The organism is Paractinoplanes ovalisporus (assembly GCF_016834655.1).
Lineage (GTDB): Bacteria > Actinomycetota > Actinomycetes > Mycobacteriales > Micromonosporaceae > Actinoplanes > Actinoplanes ovalisporus.
In genome coordinates, this window is the sequence record NZ_JAENHP010000004.1 from 659,985 (window position 1) to 678,854 (window position 18,870).

At 70.8% G+C, this 18,870-nt stretch carries 19 protein-coding genes; 11 read left to right on the forward strand and 8 right to left on the reverse strand.

Features of this window, described 5'->3' with window-relative positions; translation table 11 throughout:
• Positions 1 to 94: 94 nt before the first annotated feature.
• The gene (locus JIG36_RS17110) at positions 95 to 646 is read left to right on the forward strand and encodes a hypothetical protein (RefSeq protein WP_203377241.1); all 552 of its coding nucleotides are present in this window, start codon (positions 95 to 97) and stop codon (positions 644 to 646) included.
• Positions 647 to 714: 68 nt separating this feature from the next.
• On the opposite strand, the gene JIG36_RS17115 is transcribed toward JIG36_RS17110, so the two are convergent.
• Positions 715 to 1,707 (reverse strand): hypothetical protein, encoded by a 993-nt coding sequence (locus JIG36_RS17115; RefSeq protein WP_203377242.1) that lies wholly within the window; start codon positions 1,705 to 1,707, stop codon positions 715 to 717.
• A gap of 112 nt (positions 1,708 to 1,819) precedes the next feature.
• Here JIG36_RS17115 and JIG36_RS17120 point away from each other — a divergent pair, with 112 nt between their 5' ends.
• A complete protein-coding gene (locus JIG36_RS17120; protein WP_307872761.1) occupies positions 1,820 to 3,601 on the forward strand; it encodes a potassium channel family protein in 1,782 nt (593 codons plus the stop codon).
• On the opposite strand, the gene JIG36_RS17125 is transcribed toward JIG36_RS17120, so the two are convergent.
• Entirely contained in the window at positions 3,584 to 4,801 is a 1,218-nt protein-coding gene (locus tag JIG36_RS17125; RefSeq protein ID WP_203377244.1) for a DUF4032 domain-containing protein, read from the reverse strand. The genes JIG36_RS17120 and JIG36_RS17125 overlap by 18 nt on opposite strands.
• Before the next feature lie 178 nt (positions 4,802 to 4,979).
• On the opposite strand from JIG36_RS17125, the gene JIG36_RS17130 reads away from it, so the two are divergent.
• Together JIG36_RS17130 and JIG36_RS17135 are read left to right on the forward strand one after the other, a co-directional pair.
• Complete coding sequence (locus tag JIG36_RS17130) at positions 4,980 to 6,362, forward strand: trypsin-like serine peptidase (protein ID WP_203377467.1); 1,383 nt, start codon at positions 4,980 to 4,982, stop codon at positions 6,360 to 6,362.
• Positions 6,363 to 6,371: 9 nt separating this feature from the next.
• On the forward strand, positions 6,372 to 7,091 hold the full coding sequence (locus tag JIG36_RS17135; RefSeq protein ID WP_307872762.1) for a phosphatase PAP2 family protein: 720 nt from the start codon (positions 6,372 to 6,374) through the stop codon (positions 7,089 to 7,091).
• Here JIG36_RS17135 and nagA read toward each other — a convergent pair.
• From nagA to JIG36_RS17150, 3 genes are read right to left on the reverse strand one after another with little or no spacing between them, the layout of a single operon-like run.
• Positions 7,054 to 8,148 (reverse strand): N-acetylglucosamine-6-phosphate deacetylase, encoded by a 1,095-nt coding sequence (gene nagA / locus JIG36_RS17140; RefSeq protein WP_203377245.1) that lies wholly within the window; start codon positions 8,146 to 8,148, stop codon positions 7,054 to 7,056. The two genes, JIG36_RS17135 and nagA, sit on opposite strands and share 38 nt — an antisense overlap.
• Positions 8,145 to 9,131, reverse strand: a complete 987-nt coding sequence (locus tag JIG36_RS17145; protein ID WP_203377246.1) for an ROK family protein — start codon at positions 9,129 to 9,131, stop codon at positions 8,145 to 8,147. The genes nagA and JIG36_RS17145 overlap by 4 nt, the downstream gene beginning before the upstream one ends.
• Before the next feature lie 2 nt (positions 9,132 to 9,133).
• Positions 9,134 to 10,054: an SIS domain-containing protein gene (locus JIG36_RS17150; protein ID WP_203377247.1), complete on the reverse strand. Its 921-nt coding sequence runs from the start codon at positions 10,052 to 10,054 to the stop codon at positions 9,134 to 9,136.
• Positions 10,055 to 10,244: 190 nt separating this feature from the next.
• Between JIG36_RS17150 and JIG36_RS17155 the strand changes: the two genes are divergently transcribed.
• The 6 genes from JIG36_RS17155 (at position 10,245) to JIG36_RS17180 (ending at position 15,031) form a co-directional block, all read left to right on the forward strand.
• The gene (locus tag JIG36_RS17155) at positions 10,245 to 11,030 is read left to right on the forward strand and encodes a DeoR/GlpR family DNA-binding transcription regulator (protein WP_203377248.1); all 786 of its coding nucleotides are present in this window, start codon (positions 10,245 to 10,247) and stop codon (positions 11,028 to 11,030) included.
• A gap of 84 nt (positions 11,031 to 11,114) precedes the next feature.
• Positions 11,115 to 11,432, forward strand: coding sequence for a hypothetical protein (locus tag JIG36_RS17160; protein WP_203377249.1), 318 nt, complete (start codon positions 11,115 to 11,117; stop codon positions 11,430 to 11,432).
• The gene (locus JIG36_RS17165) at positions 11,425 to 12,591 is read left to right on the forward strand and encodes a putative T7SS-secreted protein (protein ID WP_203377250.1); all 1,167 of its coding nucleotides are present in this window, start codon (positions 11,425 to 11,427) and stop codon (positions 12,589 to 12,591) included. Before JIG36_RS17160 ends, JIG36_RS17165 begins: the two co-directional genes overlap by 8 nt.
• A gap of 25 nt (positions 12,592 to 12,616) precedes the next feature.
• Entirely contained in the window at positions 12,617 to 13,015 is a 399-nt protein-coding gene (locus JIG36_RS17170) for a contact-dependent growth inhibition system immunity protein (RefSeq protein WP_307872763.1), read from the forward strand.
• Positions 13,016 to 13,037: 22 nt separating this feature from the next.
• The gene (locus JIG36_RS17175) at positions 13,038 to 14,024 is read left to right on the forward strand and encodes an ATP-binding cassette domain-containing protein (RefSeq protein ID WP_203377252.1); all 987 of its coding nucleotides are present in this window, start codon (positions 13,038 to 13,040) and stop codon (positions 14,022 to 14,024) included.
• Positions 14,021 to 15,031, forward strand: a complete 1,011-nt coding sequence (locus tag JIG36_RS17180; protein ID WP_203377253.1) for an ABC transporter permease subunit — start codon at positions 14,021 to 14,023, stop codon at positions 15,029 to 15,031. Before JIG36_RS17175 ends, JIG36_RS17180 begins: the two co-directional genes overlap by 4 nt.
• A 60-nt stretch (positions 15,032 to 15,091) precedes the next feature.
• Here the strand turns inward: JIG36_RS17180 and JIG36_RS17185 are convergent, their stop codons facing one another.
• Both JIG36_RS17185 and JIG36_RS17190 read right to left on the reverse strand, forming a co-directional pair.
• A complete protein-coding gene (locus JIG36_RS17185) occupies positions 15,092 to 15,499 on the reverse strand; it encodes a hypothetical protein (RefSeq protein ID WP_203377254.1) in 408 nt (135 codons plus the stop codon).
• Between the two features lie 59 nt (positions 15,500 to 15,558).
• The gene (locus tag JIG36_RS17190) at positions 15,559 to 16,017 is read right to left on the reverse strand and encodes a hypothetical protein (protein ID WP_203377255.1); all 459 of its coding nucleotides are present in this window, start codon (positions 16,015 to 16,017) and stop codon (positions 15,559 to 15,561) included.
• Between the two features lie 252 nt (positions 16,018 to 16,269).
• Between JIG36_RS17190 and JIG36_RS17195 the strand changes: the two genes are divergently transcribed.
• Positions 16,270 to 16,611, forward strand: a complete 342-nt coding sequence (locus JIG36_RS17195) for a DUF3263 domain-containing protein (protein ID WP_203377256.1) — start codon at positions 16,270 to 16,272, stop codon at positions 16,609 to 16,611.
• Here JIG36_RS17195 and JIG36_RS17200 read toward each other — a convergent pair.
• Positions 16,608 to 18,800 carry an AAA family ATPase gene (locus tag JIG36_RS17200; RefSeq protein ID WP_203377257.1) on the reverse strand — a complete coding sequence of 731 codons (2,193 nt, stop codon included), beginning with the start codon at positions 18,798 to 18,800 and terminating at the stop codon, positions 16,608 to 16,610. The genes JIG36_RS17195 and JIG36_RS17200 overlap by 4 nt on opposite strands.
• Positions 18,801 to 18,870 lie beyond the last annotated feature (70 nt).

The window sequence follows — 18,870 nt, forward strand, 5'->3', positions numbered from 1 at the left end:
CTTCTTGACACTGTTTCCCCGCGTGCTGAGTGTTGTTCTAGCGCTCGCCCTGCTCACTTCGTGTGAGGCCGGCGGATCGCCTCCACCGCAGGCAATGCCCTCTTCCTCGGACGGAGCGGGCCCGGCCCGGACGAGCGTCGCGGCTGAGCCGCTCTGTGCCGTCGAGGCGCAACCCCGCCGGCTGCTGACAGCGGATGACGTGTGGTCGACGGCTGAATCGGACGCCGCGTCCCGGGTGGCGTACGAGCTCAGCGACTCGTGTGATGACGGGCCGGACTGGCCGCAGGCGTGTGACCTGTTCGGCGACGTGCTGGGTGAGGGATGGCCCGGCTACCGGACCAACGGCGCCTACTACGTCGCGGCCCTCAGCCTGCTCGGTGTCTCCGGCGAGACGGTCAACGAGCAGTTGTTGCTGTTCCGCACACCGGAGAGCGACGGCTTGAAGATGCTGGTGGACGAGGCGCGCTCGTGCGGGTCGAAGGCCGGCGCCAGTGTCGCGGGCGCCGCGGTCCACCGGCTACCCGTGCAGGCGGCGAAGAGCCGGTATGTCGTCATCGACGCCACGGTTGCCATCCTCATCGAGGCGCCCGCCGACGTCGACGCGACTAAGTTGATCAAAGCGGCGGTGCAGCGGGCGCGGGGCTGACGAAGACGAAAAAGGCCCGCCCGGCATACGCCGCGCGGGCCTTTCCCGTGAGGCCTGGCGGATCAGCGCTACTGCTGGTCGATTCCGGCGATCGGGCGGCTGTCGGCCGAGAACGGCCGGTGCTCGGCCGTGGTGTCGGTGTCGACCGGCTCCTCGTGCAGGCGCGGGTCGTCGGGAGTGACGGTGGGAGCCGGCTTCTGCTTCTGCTTCTGCGGCTTGGCGACCGGCGCCCCGGTGGCCGGCGTCCCAGCGATGGGCGTCTGAGCGGTCGGTGTCCCGGCGGCGGGCATCTCGGCGGTCGGCGTCCCAGCGGCGGGCGTCCCAGCGGTCGGCATCCCGGCGGCCGAGTCCGGCACCGGAACCGCGGAAGTGGCGGGCGCCGCCGTGGCCGAGGCGGCCGGGAGGATCATCACGCCGCCCAGTGGGAGGCCGGAGATGTCGGGCTCGTCGCCGCCCTGGTTGGCCGGCTGCGCGCCGCCGAGGCCGCCGAGCAGCGGCACGCCGCCTTCGAAGCTCTCGGTCTTCGAGGACCGCCCGAGCGCGGCCGGGTCCAGCGGGCGCCCGTTGAACGACGAGTTCTGCATCACCGGGAGCCAGAAGTTCTGGGTCTGGCCGTCGGCCATCGTGCCGTTCAGTGTGGGTAGGCCGTCCGAACCGAAGATGGGCAGGCTGCGGACGGGCAGTGAACGGCCGGAGCCGCGCACCACATCGGCGTCGGGCAGCAGCTGGGGCCGCTCGTCGCCGGCGGATTCGCGGGGCGTCAGGCCGCGCCGCGGGGTGTCACCCTCGCCCGGCAGCAGCGGGTTGAGGTCGGGCGAGTTCTGACCCGCCTTGAGCTGCGTGATCGGGGTCTTGCCGAGGGCACTGTCACCCAGCGTGCTGCTCCGTAGTGGATTGTCCACATTGAGCCCGTTGCTCTGTCCCAGCAGGTCGGCGAGCCGCTCGTCGGCCTGCTGGGCCGCGGCGTCGGTGCCGGGCAGCAGATCGGCCTGGGCGGGCGTGGCCGCGAACAGGAAGACCCCACCGGCGATGGCCGCTCCGGCATACCACAACTTGCGCACTGTTCTCCTTCTGGCAAGATCGGGAAAGCGATTTACCCGAATTCGGACGAAAGCGTCGGATGGGGCAACGAGCGGCCCCGCCGAGCGGTTCCGGCTGGTTACCATCGCGAACGTGGCTACGGAACCGATCAAGGACAATGCGAGGAAGGGTTTCGTCGCCCGGCTGAGGGACCGCAACGGCGACACCCGGCCGCATTTTGTGGTCTGCGGGTCGGACGCGCTCGTCTATACGCTGGCCGACGAACTGGCCACCTCGGGTCGCATCCGCCTGACCGTGATCACGCCGCCTGACCTGCGTCCGGCCGTTCCTGATCTGCAAGGGCTGCGGGCCCGCGGCGTACGGGTGATCACCGCGAAGCGGCTCGACGAACGCACCTTCCGCGAGGCCGGTCTGGCCGGTGCCGCCGCCCTGGCGCTGGTGATGCCCGACGACATGGTCAACCTTCACGCCGCGTTGTGTGCGCGTGCCGTCGAGGGTGACTTGCGACTCGTCATCCGCATGTTCACAACCGGTCTCGCGTACGGGGTCCGGCGGCTCTTCGCCGATGCCGCGGTGCTCTCCGACGCCGCGATGGCCGCTCCCGCCTTCGTCGCCGCCGCGCTCGGTGAGGTCGCGCCGACCCATTTCCGGTACGCCGCCCGCACCCTCACCGTGGCCCGGCGCGGCGACGTGCCCGGCTCGTCGGCGCTGCTCACCCTGGCCACCTACAACGACGCCGGGCGGATGACCGTGCTGCCGGCCGAACCCGACGAGCCCGCGCGCAAGCCGGTCGACCTGGTGCTGGCCGAGGCCACCGGCCGCCCGGCGGCCCAGGCGGTGACCGCCCGCCGTCTGGCCCGGGCCGGCCGCCGCCGTCGCCCGTGGCTGTCGATCGGTCGGGCCGTGCGGGTCGGGCTGACCCGCAAGCTGGGCATCGCCGTGCTGATCGCTCTCGGTCTCACGGTGATCTCGGGTGTCCTGCTGTCAAGGTTCACCGGCGTCGAGGGGTTCTGGCGGTCGATCTACATCACGTTACTGACCGTGGTCGGCTCGTCCGATGTGGAACCCGGCAACACGCCCGCCGCCCAGGCCGCCCAGCTGGTGCTCACGCTGGCCGGGGTCGCGCTGCTCCCGCTGATCACGGCCGCGGTGGTCGACGGCGTGGTCAAGACCCGGCTGGCCCTCGACCGCGGTGAGGTGCTCAAGGTCCACTCTGGTCACATCGTGCTGGTCGGGCTGGGCACGGTCGGCACCCGGGTGCTGCGGCAGTTGATCGACCTCGGGCTCGACGTGGTCGCGGTCGACCGCGATCCGAACGCGCGCGGGGTCAAGGTGGCCGAGTCGCTGGGCGTGCCGGTGATCACCGGAGACGCGGCCCAGGAGGAGACGTTGCGGGCGGCCTCGATCGACCGCTGCCAGGCGCTGGTGGTGGTCTCGACCAACGACGCCGTCAACCTGCAGGCCGCCCTGCACGCGCGGGCCGCCCGCGAGGACATCCGCGTGGTGCTGCGGCTGTTCGACGACGACTTCGCCCAGCGGGTCGAGGCCGCCTTCAACATCAACATCTCGCGCAGCGTCTCGCGGCTGTGTGCGCCCGCCTTCGCCGCCGCCATGCGCGAGCGTGAGGTGCTGGCGACGATCCCGGTCGAGCGGCACGCGCTGCTGGTAGCCGCGGTGCGGGTGATGCCGGGCTCGGCTCTGGACGGCTCGGCTCTCGAGGTCGCGGAACGGCCGGAGAGCACCCGCGTGATCGGCATGACCGCGGCCGGCTCGGAGTGGGTCGACTGGCTGCCCGACCGGCGGCGCGTGCTTGCGCCGGGCGACGAGGTCGTGGTCGTGGCCCGGCGGGCCGGTCTGCGGGCGCTGCTCGAAGAGGCGGCGGCCCTGCCGGACGGCTCAGCCGCCGGCGAGTGAGTCGACCTCGACGCCGAGGACGGCCTGCTCGTCGGGCTTCTTGGACAGCACGTCGGTGAGATAGGACTGCACGGCGGGGGCCATGCCGACGTCGCGGCCGGCCTGCTCGGAGAGCAGCCACTTGTGCTGGATGATCTGCGTGAAGATCTCCTGCGGTTCCAGCTTGCGCCGCAGGTCGGCCGGGACGGCGCGCACGACCGGCTCGAAGACCTCGGTCAGCCAGCGGTGGGCGGCCTGCTGCTCGTCGGTGAGCAGGCTCTCGGCGCGATAGGTGTCGAGGTCGTTGAGCAGCTGGCGGGCCTGGTTCTCCTCGGCGTCGAGGCCGGTCAGGCGCAGCAGGCGACGCGTGTGGTAGCCGGCGTCGACGACCTTGGGGCGGATGCGGACACCGCCGTCCACGGTGGACATCGACACCTCGGCCACGTCGAACCCGAGCTCGTTGAGCCGCCGGATGCGGCCCTCGATGTCGAGCCGGGCGTCACGCCGGGGCACTTCCTGCTCGTACGTCACCTCGTGCCACAGCCGTTCGTAGCGCGCGACGATGTCGTCGACCACGTTCTCGGGGTCGATCGACTCGTGCAGCAGCTCGGCCGCCTGCAGGTCGAGCAGCTCGCCGAAGATGTTCAGCCGCAGGATCTCGATGTCTTCGCTGCGCTGTCCCTCGGAGAGCTTCGGATAGAGGTTGCCGGTCTCGGCGTCGACCAGATAGGCCGCGAAGGCGCCGGCGTCACGGCGGAACAGCGTGTTGGACAGCGAGCAGTCGCCCCACGAGAAACCGGTGAGGTGCATCCGCACGATCAGCGCGGCCAGGGCGTCGAGCAGGCGGTTGAGCGTGTTCGGCCGCAGCGTGTGCGAGAACAGCGCGCGGTAGGGCAGCGAGAACTGCAGGTGCCGGGTGATCAGCACGGTTTCCAGGTCTTCGCCCTCGGGCGTCTCGCGGTCGGTGACGATCGCGACCGCCTCGACCGCCGGGAAGTCGATGCGTTCGAGCGCGCGCAGGAGGTCGTACTCCTTTTCGGCGATCCGCTCGCGCGTCTCCTTCAGCGCGTAGACCACGTCGTTGAGCTTCACGAAACGCACGATGTGGCGCGAGATGCCCTGAGGCAGGGCGACCAGGTGGTCGGCCGGCCAGTCCTCGAGCGGAATGCCCCACGGCAGATCCAGCAGAGCCGGGTCGACGAGGGCGGAAGTGATGCGCACCGAACCAGTGTGCACGCTCCACCGCGCGACGCTGCCGGAGGTGGCTCGTTACACAGGTGCGAGAACGCCGGATCAGTACAGATGTTCTAGAAATGAAACGAATGGCGGGTTAACCACAGTGCCGTTGAAGACCGGTCGACGTAAGGCAGGCATAGCGATCGCGGCGTGTGCGGCCGTGATGCTGGCGGGCGCGGCGGGCGCGACCGCCTGGCGTGCGGCCGGGGACAACGGGAAACCGGTCGGCACCTGGCAGGACGCGCCGGAGGCGGCCCGTACGCCGGTCTCCGCCGACCAGAAGTTCGGAAGCGGGCAGAACGCCTCGACGCAACCCGGAGTCACGCCGGCCACTCCCGCACCCGCGCAGCCCGGCGCGGCGGCCACCGAGCAGGCGGCGGAGCCGAGGACGGAGAAGGGGACGCTGGCCCCGCCGGAGCCCGGGACCACCGAACGGCCGATCGAGTCGGGCACCGCGAACGGCCGGCAGCGGGTCGGTGAGCAGCTCCGGGTCAGCAAGCTTCTGGGCTACCTCGGCGGCAAGCCCCAGAAGGAGACGTTCAGTTATCCCGGCGCCTCCTATGTGAAGCTGCACTTCTCGCGGATGGCGCTGCTGCCCGGCGACTACGTCACGGTCACCAACGCCGACGGCACCGAGAGCTACCGGTACGAGGCCACGGACAAGCCGGCCGACAACGACCGCTGGGCCATGTCGGTCACCGGCGACACGGCCGTGCTCGAGGTGCACCGCGGCGCGTCCGACCCGCTCGGGCTGAACAGCCTGGCCGGCGGCCCCGGCGTCGACGTGGACCGGGTGGCGCGCGGTTTCAGTCGTACGGAACAGGACCGTCAGCCCGAGAAGCAGGTGCTCGCCCCCGGCCGTACGGGCCGTGAGGAATCGGTCTGCGGCAGCGACACCTCGGCCGACGCCGTCTGCTACCGCACCTCCGACCCGGTGGCGTTCACGAAGACCAAGGCCATCGCCCGGCTGCTGATCAACGGCACCGAGCTGTGCACCGGCTGGCGGGTCGGCCCGCAGAACCGCATGCTCACCAACAACCACTGCTTCACCAGCTCGGCCCAGGCCTACGACACCGAGGTCTGGTTCAACTACCAGTGCGCGAAGTGCGGCGGTTACGACGTCCTCCAGCCGACCAAGGTCTGGGGTTCCCAGGTCATCGCGACCGACAAGACGTACGACTTCACCCTGTTCTCGGTCGACAAGTTCGACGCGGTCAAGAAGTTCGGCTACCTGCTGCTCGACACCAAGCGGCCGGCCAAGGGCCAGGAGCTGTACGTGCCGCAGCACCCGGCGGGCGAACCGGCCCGGATCGCGGGGTCGCTCGGCGAGAAGGCCGGCAACTGCGCGGTGGTCAACCCGGGCTACGACGGTTATGCCACGGGATCGGACGTGGCGTACTACTGCGACACCGAGGGCGGCTCGTCCGGCTCGCCGGTGCTCTCGCGCGCGACCAACAAGGTGGTGGCGCTGCACCACTTCGGCGGATGCCCCAATTCCGGCGTACGGGCCGACCTGCTGGCGGCCCGGCTGGCCCGCTACCTCTAGTTTGAGGTTGTGCCGAAGAAGAACTGGTGGCTCGACGTCGCCCTGCTGGCGGCGTTCGTCGCGTTGACGGTCGCACTCATGAACGGCCACCTGCTCCGGCTCGACGAGCGGGTGGCCGACTGGTCGCTCGGCCACCAGCCGTGGCTGCCCTACTGGACCGCCCGGGTGCTCAACTACCTGGGCCAGGGCGGTCAGATCCTGATGCCGGTGTCGCTGATCCTCACCGGTCTGCTGACCTGGCGTACCCGCTCGGTGCGGGCGGTCTTCCCGTTCGCGGCGGGGTTCCTGCTGACCTACCTGACGATCGGCCCGCTGAAGATCTGGGCCGACCGGGCCGCGCCCCGGTTCGACGGCCCCAACCCGGTGATCATGCACAACCCGGACGCCTCGGGTGCGTACGCGATGAGCTACCCCTCAGGGCACCTCGGCAACTCACTCGTCTGGTACGCGGTGATCGCCCTGCTGGTCGTCGCGCTCCTGCGCCGTCCGCTGAGCCGCCGGGAGACGTACGCGCTCCGGGTGTTGCCCGTGGTGATCGTGTTCATCACAACCGTCTACACCGGTTTCCACTGGCTCACCGACTCGATCGCCGGCGCGCTGCTCGGCGTCGTGCTGGCCCGCCTGATCGAGCGCATCCCGTTCGACCGCATCCCGCTGCCCGCGCTGCGCGGCTGGGAACGGCCGGCCGGGCTCACTCCACCCAGCGACCGGATCTCATCACCCGCTTGACCCGCAGGTCGCTCGAGAGCACGACCAGGTCGGCCCGCAGACCAGCCTCGAGCGCGCCCACCTCGTCGCCCAGGCCGAGCACCCGGGCCGGCGTGGTCGACGCCATCGCCACCGCGTCGGCCAGCGGGATTCCGGCCGCGACCGTGTTGCGCAACGCCTCGTCCATGGTCAGCGTGCTGCCCGCGATCGAGCCGTCGCGCGCCAGCCGGGCCACCCGGTCGGCCACCACCACCTGCTGACCGCCCAGGTCGTAGGTGCCGTCGGCCATGCCGGTGGCGTCGATGGCGTCAGTGATCAGCGCCGCCTTGTCAGGGCCGGCGGTGCCCGCGGCGAACGCCAGCATGCCCGGGTGCAGGTGGATGTTGTCGGCGATCAGCTCGCACACCACGGGCGACGAGAGCAGGCCGACGACCGGGCCCGGTTCGCGGTGGTGCGGCGGCCGCATGCCGTTGAACAGGTGGGTGCCGACGGTCGCGCCCGCGGCCACTCCGGCCAGCGTCTGCTCGTACGTGGCGTCGGTGTGCCCGACCGCAGCGGCGACGCCCCGCTCGACCAGAAAGCCGATCGCCTCCAACGCGCCCGGCAGCTCGGGGGCGACCGTCACCAGGCGGACGCCGCCCAGGTCGATCAGCTCGGCCAGCTCCTTGACCGACGGGTCGCGCAGGAACTCCGGGTTCTGCGCGCCGCACCGTACGCCGGAGAGGTAGGGACCCTCGTAGTGCACGCCGGCGATGATCCCGGCCTCGACCAGCGGGCGGTAGGCCTCGGTGGCGTCGCGCATCAGCTCGAACGGCGAGCTGACCAGGCTGGCCAGCATGGTCGTGGTGCCGTGGCCCAGGTGGAACGCGGCCGCCCGGCGGGCCGACTCGGCGTCGCCGGTGGTGAACGTGTGCCCGCCCCCGCCGTGACAGTGCAGGTCGACGAAGCCGGGCACGATCACGTCGTCATCCGTGACGGCGGCCGCCTCGACCGACAGGATGGCCGGCCCGTCCACCTCGACGTACCCCTCGACGACGGCTCCGGGCCGAACGATCTTGCCGCCGATGCGGGTCGTCACGATGTCTTCTCCAGGTGGTCGAGGGCGAGCAGGGCGGAACCGATGCAGCCGGCCTCGTCGCCGAGGCCGGCGCGGACGAACTCCGGTACGCGGTGGAAGGTGACCCGCTCGCGGAACGTCTCCTTCAGGGGGTGCAGCAGCTCGCTCCGGGCCTCGGCCAGCCCGCCGCCGATGACGAACACCCCGACGTCGTAGAGCGCCTGCGCGATGACCATGCCGTCGGCCAGCGCCTCGATCGCTTCCCGCCAGACCGTGCGGGCCAGATCGTCGCCCTGACCGGCCCGGGTGACGACATCGAGCGCGGTGGCCCCCGGAACCCCGGCCAGTTCGGCGTAACGCAGCCCGATGGCGCGGGCCGAGCACAGGGACTCCAGGCAGCCACGCTGACCGCACGGGCAGGCCGGACCGCCCGGCCGGACGACGATGTGGCCGAGCTCCCCGGCCCCGCCGTGCGCGCCGCCGTATCCGGTGCCGTCCACGATCAGGGCGGCGGCGATGCCGGTGCCGATCGCCACGAACAGCACGTGCCGGTGTCCCCGGCCGGCGCCCAGGCGGGCCTCGGCGGTGCCACCGACCCGCACGTCGTGGCCGAGCACGGCGGGCAGACCGAGCCGCTCCTCCAGGCGGGCGCGGACCGGCACGTCGCGGAAGCCGATGTTCGACGACCAGGCGGCGATGCCGTTCTCCTCGTCGACCACGCCCGGCACGGCGACCCCGGCCGCGACCGGCTCGAGGCCGTCGGCCCGGGCCTTGTCGGCCAGACCGGCGGCGACGTCGAGGATCGTGCCGAGCACGGCTTCCGGCCCCCGCTCGGCACGGGTGGGGTGTCGCTCGGTGTGGTGGACCGTCCCGTCCGGGCGGACCAGTGCGCATTTCATGCCCGTTCCGCCCACGTCCAGGGCGACCACCACGCGGCGCTGAGCCTGATGGGCATGCCCTCCTGGCCCTACAGCCGCTCCGCTCCCTCCGGTGCAGTCGCTCATACCTACAGGACTACCGAGCGGGTCAGGTTGCGGGGGTGGTCGGGGTCGAGACCCTGGCTGGTGGCGAGCAGAACGGCCACGCGCTGCGCGACGACCAGGTCGGCCATCGGGTCGAGCGGGGCCCGGCCGCCGCACCAGCTGCCCAGGGCGGCGTACCCGCCGTGGTGGCGGCTGTGCACGAACAGGGCGCCGGTGGCCTCGACCTCGTCGGCCAGGTCGGTCGGGACCTCGCCGAAGGCCCACACCGCGCGGCGGGGAGCGGCGATCGAGATCGGGCCGTGCCGGTAGTCCATCGCCGGGTAGGCCTCGGCCCAGAACGCGGCGGCCTCGCGGCACTTGAGCGCGGCCTCCTCGGCCAGGCCCACGGTCCAGCCCCGGCCCAGGAAGGTGATCTGCTCGGCCAGCGCCGGGTGCACCGGCAGCGGCAGGCGGACGGCGACTTCGGCGTCGGCCGCGACCGACTCCATGTCCTCGCCCAGGTGGGCCCGCAGCAGCGCGAGGGTGCTGGTGGCGAAGCGGGTCTGCACCACCGACTCCTCGTCGGCGAAGTCGAGCACGACCGACTGGTCGGCGATCCGCGCCGCCGGCTGGGCGTCGTCGGCCGTGATCACCGTGGTCGGCGTGCCACCGGCCAGGTCGTTGAGCAGGTCGAGGACCTCGGTGGTGGTGCCGGAGCGGGTGATCGCGACGACCCGGTCGTAGCGGCGGCGCCGCGGGAACTCGGAGGCCTGGAACGCGTCGGTCTCGCCGTGGCCCTTCTGCTCGCGCAGGGCCGCGTACGCCTTGGCCATGAACCAGGAGGTGCCGCAGCCGACCACGGCGACCCGCTCACCGCGCTGCGGGAGCCCGGGGGCGTCGGCCAGCTTCGCGGCCTGCCGCCAGCACTCCGGCTGGCTGGCGATCTCCGCCTTGACGTAGGTCATGGGCCACCCTTCAACCGTGCGTGCTGCGCATAAGCGCTCAGTACCGGGGTCTTTCGAGCGTCATTCTGCGTGGAAGTCCGGCGCGGACGCAACCGTCGTCGCCGCACCGCGCAGCCGTGAGCTTTGCTTGTCGGGCTTTCGCGCACTAATGTGCACACTCTTATCACGTAATGTGCATCTGGGAGTCTGGGTGGACCGGTACGCGCGGTGGAATGCCCTGCTCGAGTTACTCGCGGAGAGTGGCCGGGTCAGCGTCGAGGACGCGGCCGAACGCCTCGACGTCTCGCAGGCCACCATCCGCCGTGACTTCGACCAGCTGGCCCAGCAACAGATGATCACGCGTACGCGCGGGGGTGCGGTCGCCAACGGCGTCTCGTACGACCTGCCGCTGCGCTACAAGAGCGCCAAGCACTCGGCCGAGAAGCAGCGCATCGGCGAGGCCGCGGCCGGCCTGGTCACCCCCGGCACGGTCGTCGGGCTCAACGGCGGCACCACGGTGACCGAGGTGGCGCGGGCGCTGGCCGTGCGTCCCGACCTCAACGCCGGTGGCGAGGGCTCCCAGCTCACGGTCGTGACCAACGCGTTGAACATCGCCAACGAGCTGCTGGTCCGCTCGCGCATGAAGATCGTGGTGGCCGGCGGCGTGGTGCGACCGCAGTCCTTCGAGGTGGTCGGGCCGCTCGGCGGGGCCCTGCTCAAGGAGGTCACGCTCGACATCGTGCTGCTGGGGGTCGACGCGGTCGACGTCGAACTGGGCGCGGCCTCCCACCACGAGGGCGAGGCCGCCATGAACAGCCTGATGGTGGCCCGCGCCAAGCGCGTCGTGGTGATCGCCGACTCGTCGAAGCTGGGCGGCCACGCGTTCGCCCGCATCTGCCCCATCACCAAGATCGAAACTTTGGTCACCGACTCCGGTGCCCCGGCCGACGTGGTCGCACGCTTCCGCGAGGCCGGCGTCCAGGTCATCACCGCCTGACAAGATCCACCCAAAAGGATCATCCACGTCCATATTGCACGCCGGTCCTAGCATGCGGAGCGACTCGAGGGACGGGGCGACGAGATGGACGGTCCTGGATTCCACGTGGAGATCGGCGTTCTCGAGTCGGCCTCCACCGGTATCACCCGCAGCGTTGCCGACCAGCATGAGCTGCAGCTGAAGCGACTGGACGGGCCGGAAGCCATGTACGGCCAGGCCGACCTGCACAACGCCATGGAGAACTTCTGCGACCGGTGGGACACCGGCATCGGCATGCTCCTGAAGGACGCCGAGGAGATCGGCGGCATTCTCTCCGACGTGGCCGGGGCCTATCGCGCCGCGGATCAGGCGGCAGCCGGGCGGCTGACCAGCGATCCGGGTGAGCCGGTGCTCGATGACTGAGCTCGGCGCCACCTACGATCCGCTGGCCCTGGTCCCGGGCGACCCGGCCGCGATCCGGGCCAACGCGTCTTCGCTGCTCAGCCGGTCGGCCGACGCGGAGCGGGCGGGTGACGGACTGGTCGCCATCGACACCGACGCGTGGACAGGTGTCGCGGCCGAGGAGTTCCGGGAGAAATTCCACTACGAGCCGGCCAAGTGGTACGCCGCGTCGGATTCGCTCGGCACGGCGGGCGACGTCCTCAACACCTACGCGCACACGCTCGAGTGGGCGCAGGGTCAGGCGGCCGACGCCATCCGGCAGTGGGACGAGGCGGAAGCGCAGACGCGGGCGGCTCGGCAACAGTACGACCAGACCGTGGCCGGCACCGCGTCTGACCAGGCCATTCCGGCCTTCGTAGACGCGGGCGAGCCGGGCCGGGAAGCGGCTCGGAGCATGCTCGGGCTGGCTCGGCAGCAGGTCGATACGGCCGGCCGCACCGCCGCCCGATTCCTCGATCAGGAAGCCGATGCCGCACCGAGGAAGCGAAGCTGGCTGCGCAGGGCCGCGAACAAGGCGCGCGACATCGGCGCGAACGTCGTCAACAACGTGGCCTCGGTCGGCAACGCGATGCTCAACCATCCGCTCGACACCCTGGCCCTGGCCGGCGGCATCGCTCTCACCGGCATCAGCGCGAGCGGCGAAGGGCTGGGCCTTGCTCTCGACGCGACCGGAGTCGGTGCGGTCGCCGGTGTGCCGATCAACGTCGTCGCGGCGGCGGGAATCGCGACCGGCGCCACCGTGACCGTCGCCGCCGGCGGCTCGATCATGCAGCACGCCGCCGGGGAGGACGCAGTCGCTCCGGCGAGCGGTAGCGCGCCTCCGCGTGCGGCGCCGAGCAAGACCGACCGCCTCAAGGAACATCTCACGCCCAAGGACCTCGAGGGCGCCCGGCGTGAGCTGAACGGCGAGGTGGTCGCGACCAAGGGCAACGGCGTTCCCTACGACCACGTCGACGAGGTGAGGAGTGCCCAGCGTGGTCTGGTGAGGCGGATCGCGCAGTTCAAGCGGCTGCTGGGCGACACACGCATCTCGGCCCGGGACAAGGCCGGCTACCAGTCCGAGCTGTCCGAGGCGAGCCGGTTGCTCGATCACTCGGAACAGTTCGTTCCCCGGCCCTAGGATGGCCGCGACATCGGAGGTGGACGTGCAAGGGCTGGACAGATCGCTTCAGGAGATCGAGGACGACGACTGGGGTGATCCGCAGCCGGATGCGACTCGGCTGGTGAGCACCGTTCTGGCGCTCCGGCGGCGGGCCGTCGGCACGTTGGAGGTCGAAGACTTGCGGATTCTGCTCGGTCAGCAGGTGGGGGTCCCGGTGCTGGTGCCGCTGGCGCTCGCCCGGCTGGAAGAGGATCCGCTGGTCGAGGGGGACTTCTATCCCGGTGATCTGCTCGCCACGGTGCTGCGTTTGCCGGCCGAGCACTGGCGGAGTCACCCCGACCAGGTGGAGCGGGTGCGGCGGGTCGTCGCCGCGATATCACCCGACGACCTCGATCGGGACCTTATGAGGGACATTTCCGCGTTCCGGAGTACTACGCATTGACGAGGCTGCTTAGAGTCTGCCCGTGACTGCCGTATTGGAGATATCCGGGCTGCAGAAGACGTATCGCAGCCGTAAAGGGGTGCGACGGGCTCTCGACGGGTTCGACATGGTCGTCGAGGCGGGGCAGGTGCACGGCTTCCTCGGGCCCAACGGCTCGGGCAAGACGACCACGCTGCGGACGCTGCTCGGGCTGATCCGGCCCAACGGCGGGCGGATGGCGATTCTCGGTCGTGAGGTTCCCGAGCACCTGTCCGAGGTCGCGGGCCATGTCGGCGCGATCGTGGAGAGCCCGCAGTTCTTCGGCAACTTCACGGCGCAGGACACGCTCGCGCTGCTGGCCGACGCGGGCGGCGTCCGCGAGGAACGCGTGGTCGCCGTGCTCGAGCTGGTCGGGTTGCGCGACCGGGCCAAGGACCGCGTCAAGACGTACTCGCTCGGCATGAAGCAGCGTCTCGCGGTGGCGTCGGCGCTGCTCAAGGAGCCGAAGCTGCTGATTCTGGACGAGCCGGCCAACGGTCTCGACCCGGGCGGCATCCGCGAGATGCGCACGCTGATGCGCAACCTGGCCGAGTCCGGCATGACGGTGGTGCTCTCCAGCCACATCCTCGGCGAGATCCAGCTCATCTGCGACTCCGTCACGATCATCTCGGGCGGCCGGCGGGTGGCCGCCGGATCGGTCGCCGACGTGCTGGCCAGCCACACCTCGTCGGGGGTGAAGGTGCGCCTGGAACCGGGGGTCGACATGCGCGGCGCGATCGAGCTGCTGCGGGCCAACGGCGCCCAGGTGGTCGTCGAGCACGACCACTTCACGGTCGGCAACGCCGGCAACCCGGCGCAGATCACGCGCATCCTGGCCGAGCGCGAGATCTATGTCAGCGAGCTGACCCCGATCGCGGCCGACCTCGAGAGCGTCTTCCTCGAGCTCACCGGCACCGCGCCGGTCGACGGGCACAACCGTCAGGTGGACCAGAGCGCGGTGGCGACGCCGACCGGGGGGTGGGGACAGTGAGCCTGGCCCGAGCCGAGGCACGGCGCCTGGTCAAGCGGCGCTTCACGAAGTTCTTCGTGGCCGGACTGCTCATCCTGCTGGTGGCCATCGCGGCCGGCATGTTCCTGACCAACGAGAAGATCGGGTCGGATCAGCGGGCCGCCGCCCAGGCCGAGGCGCAGGCGCAGTTCCAGCGCAGCTACCAGCAGTCCGTGACGGAGAAAGAGAACTGCACCGCCGCGCAGGGCACCCCGGCCGCGAGCCAGTTCCCGCCGAACTGCGACGACATCTACATCCCGACCGAGTCCGACTACGACCCGCAGTGGTTCATGCCGGCGACTTTCGAGTTCCTCGGCGAGTTCCCCGGCATGATCACGACGCTGGCCGCCCTGCTGGCGATGGTGGCCTTCGTGGTCGGCGCGTCCTTCGTGGGCGCGGAGTGGAACAGCGGCGGCATGATGAACCTGCTGCTGTGGCGGCCCACCCGGATCCGGGTGCTGGCCACCAAGCTGACGATCCTGCTGGCCGGCGCGGCCGTGCTGACCGTCGTGGTGTCCGCGCTCTGGACCGCGGCCTTCCTGGCCATCGCCGATCTGCGGGGCTCGACCGACGGGCTGACCTCGGGCGCGTGGCAGTCGATCGCGCTGACCGAGCTGCGCGGGCTCGCCCTGGTGCTGGTGGCCGGCGCGGCCGGTTTCTCGCTGGCCTCGCTGGGCCGGCACACCGCCATGGCGCTCGGGGTGGCCGTCGGCGTGGTCATCGTTCTGCAGTTCGGCCTGGGGGCGGTGCTGTTCATGGCCAAGGTGAAGTTCGCCGAGGCCTATCTGGCGCCGGTCTGGATGTCGGCCTGGATGGACAAGACCTACCGCATCGAGGACACCAGCGCCTGCGACTTCTCCTCGAACAACGGTTGCCAGCCGGCAATCCTCGATCTCACCTGGCAGCACGCCGGCGGCCTGCTCGCGGGCATCCTCGTGGTGACCGTCGGCGCGGCGCTGTGGGCCATCCGCCGGCGCGACATCACCTGAGCGGCCGCGCGAAGGAAAGGGGGGTGGCCTCGGCCACCCCCCTTTCTCTTCATCGGTCGCTCAGTCGCTCTTGAACTTGCCGCCCTCGACCTTCATGCAGGCGTGGCCCTGCGGCGGCGGCGTCACTCCGTCACGACGGAAAATTGCGCACGCCCGGTATCCGTTGGGCCAGTTCGCATTCACGTCCCAGTTCACACCCTTGGTCCCCGATGGGTCGACGCGGGTGTTGTTGCTGTCCCATGCGTGGTTGTGATTGTCCGCCGCCCGCAGGCTTCCGTAGACGGCCCATCCGGTCAGGTTCGTGATGGACGCGTGAACCGATTCCACGAAATGCTTGTTGTGGCAGATCTTCAAAGTGACCCGGCCCTTGAAATTCGCCCACGTATAGGCCGACGATTTCTGGTCGCACGTGGTCGCGGCGGATGCCGGCGAAGCGGCGCTCAGCGCCAGGCCGGTGGTGACAACCACGATTCCGAGGAGGGCTGAGACCTTTTTCCGTACGGTGTTGATGGTATTGCCCCTTGCTTTCAGTCGCTCTTGAACTTGCCGCCCTCGACCTTGATGCACGCGTGGCCCAGGGCCGGCGGCATCACGCCGTCGCGACGGAAGACCGCGCAGGCCCGGCGGCCGTTCGGCCAGTTCTGGTTGACGGTCCAGTAGTCGCCCATCTCGACGCCGGGATCGGTACGGAACTGGGTGCTGTTCCAGGCCTGGTTCTGGTTGTCGGCGATGCGCAGCGTGCCGTAGACGGCCCATCCGGTGTTGTTCTGAATGGCCGCGTGGACGGTCTCGACGAAGTGCTTGTTGTGGCAGATCTTCAGCGTGACCGTGCCCTTGAAGTTGGCCCACGTGTAGGGCTTGATCTTCCGGTCGCAGGTGGTCGCGGCCGACGCCGGAGAAACGCCGCTGACGACGACTCCAGTCGTGAGGGTCAGGATGCTGAGCGCCGAAAAAAGTGCGCGACGTGCCGTTTTGATAACAAACACCCCCGTGCTTGTAGCGATGATCAATGTGGCCCGACGCTAGCAAGGAAGGGGCTCGGAAAATGCCCTTGAAACGTTCTCTGTGAAATAGACGACAGAGAATAGTGCGATGCCCGATCCGGCGCTTTTCCCGGGCGATCGGGCAAGGGCGGGCCCTCCGGGTGGCGCCGAGTCGATCATGCGGATGGGGCCGCCGGGCATCTATGCTGACGGTTCCCCTCGTACACCTGTGCTCACCCTCGATATTGGAGCGTCATGCAGCCCGTCGCGGAACCGTCCGGCGAGCAGTCGACCGCTGACCAGCACATTCCGACGCCCCGCGAACAGGAGGAGGCCGCGCCGCCGGTCGAGCCGACGCCCGAGGCGGCCGGGCTGACCGAGCGTGAGCAGCAGATACTCGCGTTCGAGGCCAAGTGGTGGAAGCACGCCGGCAGCAAGGAGCAGGCCGTCCGCGACACGTTCGGCCTGTCCTCGACACGCTATTACCAGCTGCTCAACGCCCTGCTCGACAACCCGGCCGCCCTCGAGCACGACCCGGTGCTGGTCGGCCGTCTGCGGCGACTGCGCTCGACGAGAGCGCGCACGCGCCGGCGTTAGGGCTGATGCGTTTCCGCGTAAGCGGCGAGCCACGCGACCTGACCGGGGTCGAGTGACGCCCTCACGCGCTTGCGGGCCGTCGCCACGTTGCCGGCGGTGACGGTCGTGGCCTCCAGCGAGTCACGCATCGCGGCCAGGGCCGACTCGCGGATCAGGGCCGCGCAGTCGGCCGCCGAGAAACCCTCCAGCTCGGCGCCGAGGGCCGTCAGGTCGACCGCCTCGTCGAGCGGCACCGACTTGGACGACGCGGCCAGGATCGCGGCGCGGGCCTCGGCGTCGGGCGGCGGTACGTAGACCAGGCGCTCCAGCCGGCCGGGCCGCAGCAGCGCCGGGTCGATCAGGTCGGGCCGGTTGGTGGCGCCGATGACCACGACGTTGCGCAGGTCTTCCACGCCGTCGAGCTCGGTGAGCAGGGCCGCCACCACCCGGTCGGCCGTGCCGCCGTCGGTGCCCTGGCCGCGGGTCGGCGCCAGCGCGTCGACCTCGTCGAGGAACACCAGCGTGGGCGCGGCCTCGCGGGCCCGGCGGAACAACTCCCGGACGGCCCGCTCGCTGTCGCCCACCCACTTGCTCAGCAGCTCGGCGCCCTTGACCGAGAGCACGTTCGCCTTGCCGGTGCCGGCGATCGCCTTGACCAGGAACGTCTTGCCGCAGCCGGGCGGGCCGTAGAGCAGCACACCGCGCGGCGGCGAGACGCCGAGCCGGGCGAACGTGTCGGGATAGGTCAGCGGCCACAGCACCGACTCGGTCAGCACCTGCTTGACCTCGACCATGTCCCCCACCTCGTCGAGGGTCACCGCCGCGACCTCGAGAGTGGACTCGGCCATCGAGGTCGGCCGGATCACGTCGAGCGCGGCCTCGAAGTCGGCCATGGCCACGGTCGGCTTCTCGACGCTGCCGTCCTTCTGGCGCAGCGCGGCCCGCACACCGGCCTCACGGGCCAGGGCGCCCAGGTCGGCGGCCACGAAGCCGGGGGTGCGTCCGGCGATCTCGTCCAGGCGTACGTCCTCGGCCAGTTGCAGGCTGCGGGTCAGCACGCTCAGCTGTTCGCGGCGCATGGCGGCGTCGGGCAGCGGCACCGCCAGCTGGGTGGCCAGCAGCTCGGGCGCGCGCAGCGACGGGTCGAGCGACTCGGGCCGGCTGGTGGTGGCGACGACCGCGACCCCGGCCCGGATCGTCTCTTCGACCACCTGGCGGAGGACCACCGAAATGGGGCCGGGCTCGTCGCGCGGGGCCAGGGCGTCGACGTCGGAGAAGAGCAGCACGGTCGAGCCGCCGCTGCGGGCCTCGCGGGCCAGTTCACGCAGCCGGCTCGCGGCCGCGGTGTTGGTGAGCGCGGCCACCTCGGGCGCCCAGACGGCCAGCACCCGGGCCTTGACCTGGGCCGCGACCGCCCGCACGAGCGACGACTTGCCCGAGCCGGCCGGTCCCGAGATCAGCACGCCGAGCGAGACCTCGGTGCCCAGCTTTTCGAGCACCTCTTTGTGGTTGAAGCCCAGGTCGAGCAGTTCTTCCAGCTCCTTGGCCTGCGAGCGCATGCCGGGCAGGTCGTCGATGCTGAGCGGCGGCACCTCGGGATCGGTTGCGGCGGGGGCCTGCGGCTGCGTGACCGGGCCCGGCACCGGGGACGAGACCGGGCCGTCCTGCCAGCCGACCACGGTGTCCATGGTGATGACGGCGCCGTCCGACCCGGTGACCTCGGTGACGGTGAGCAGCGCGGTGGTCCACTGGTAGCCGAGCCGGTTGCGCAGGCTCTGGCCGACGTCGGGGGTGCCGGCCGGCAGCACCTCCTGCGGGCGCAGCGAGACGTTGTCGCCCTCACTGACCACCTTGCCGAGCAGGGCCAGCCGCAGCATCTCGGGCGAGACCAGCGCCACCACGTCGGCCGAGCCGGCCAGCGTGACCCGCCGGGCCGCGACCGCCGGCTGCCGGGCCACGGTGACCCGGCCGCCGTCGCGCAGGCCCAGGTTGCCCAGGGTGAGATCGTCGGCGTAGAGGAACTCGCGGCTCGCCCCCGGCTGCGCCTTGGCCGCGAGCGCCGACGTGGTGCGGGTGGCGCTCAGGCGTACGGGATCACCCGCGTTGATCGACAGCGCGGTCATCACCTCGGGGTGCAGTCGCACGATGCCGCGGCGGTCGTCGAGCCCGGTCGGCCGCAGCGTCACGGTCAGCGTCAGTTCCTCAGTCACGCGCGCAGGCCCCTGTCGATAGAGCTTCCTGATCCCATGGTCCACGCTATCGTCCGCGGGCTCCTGAGAG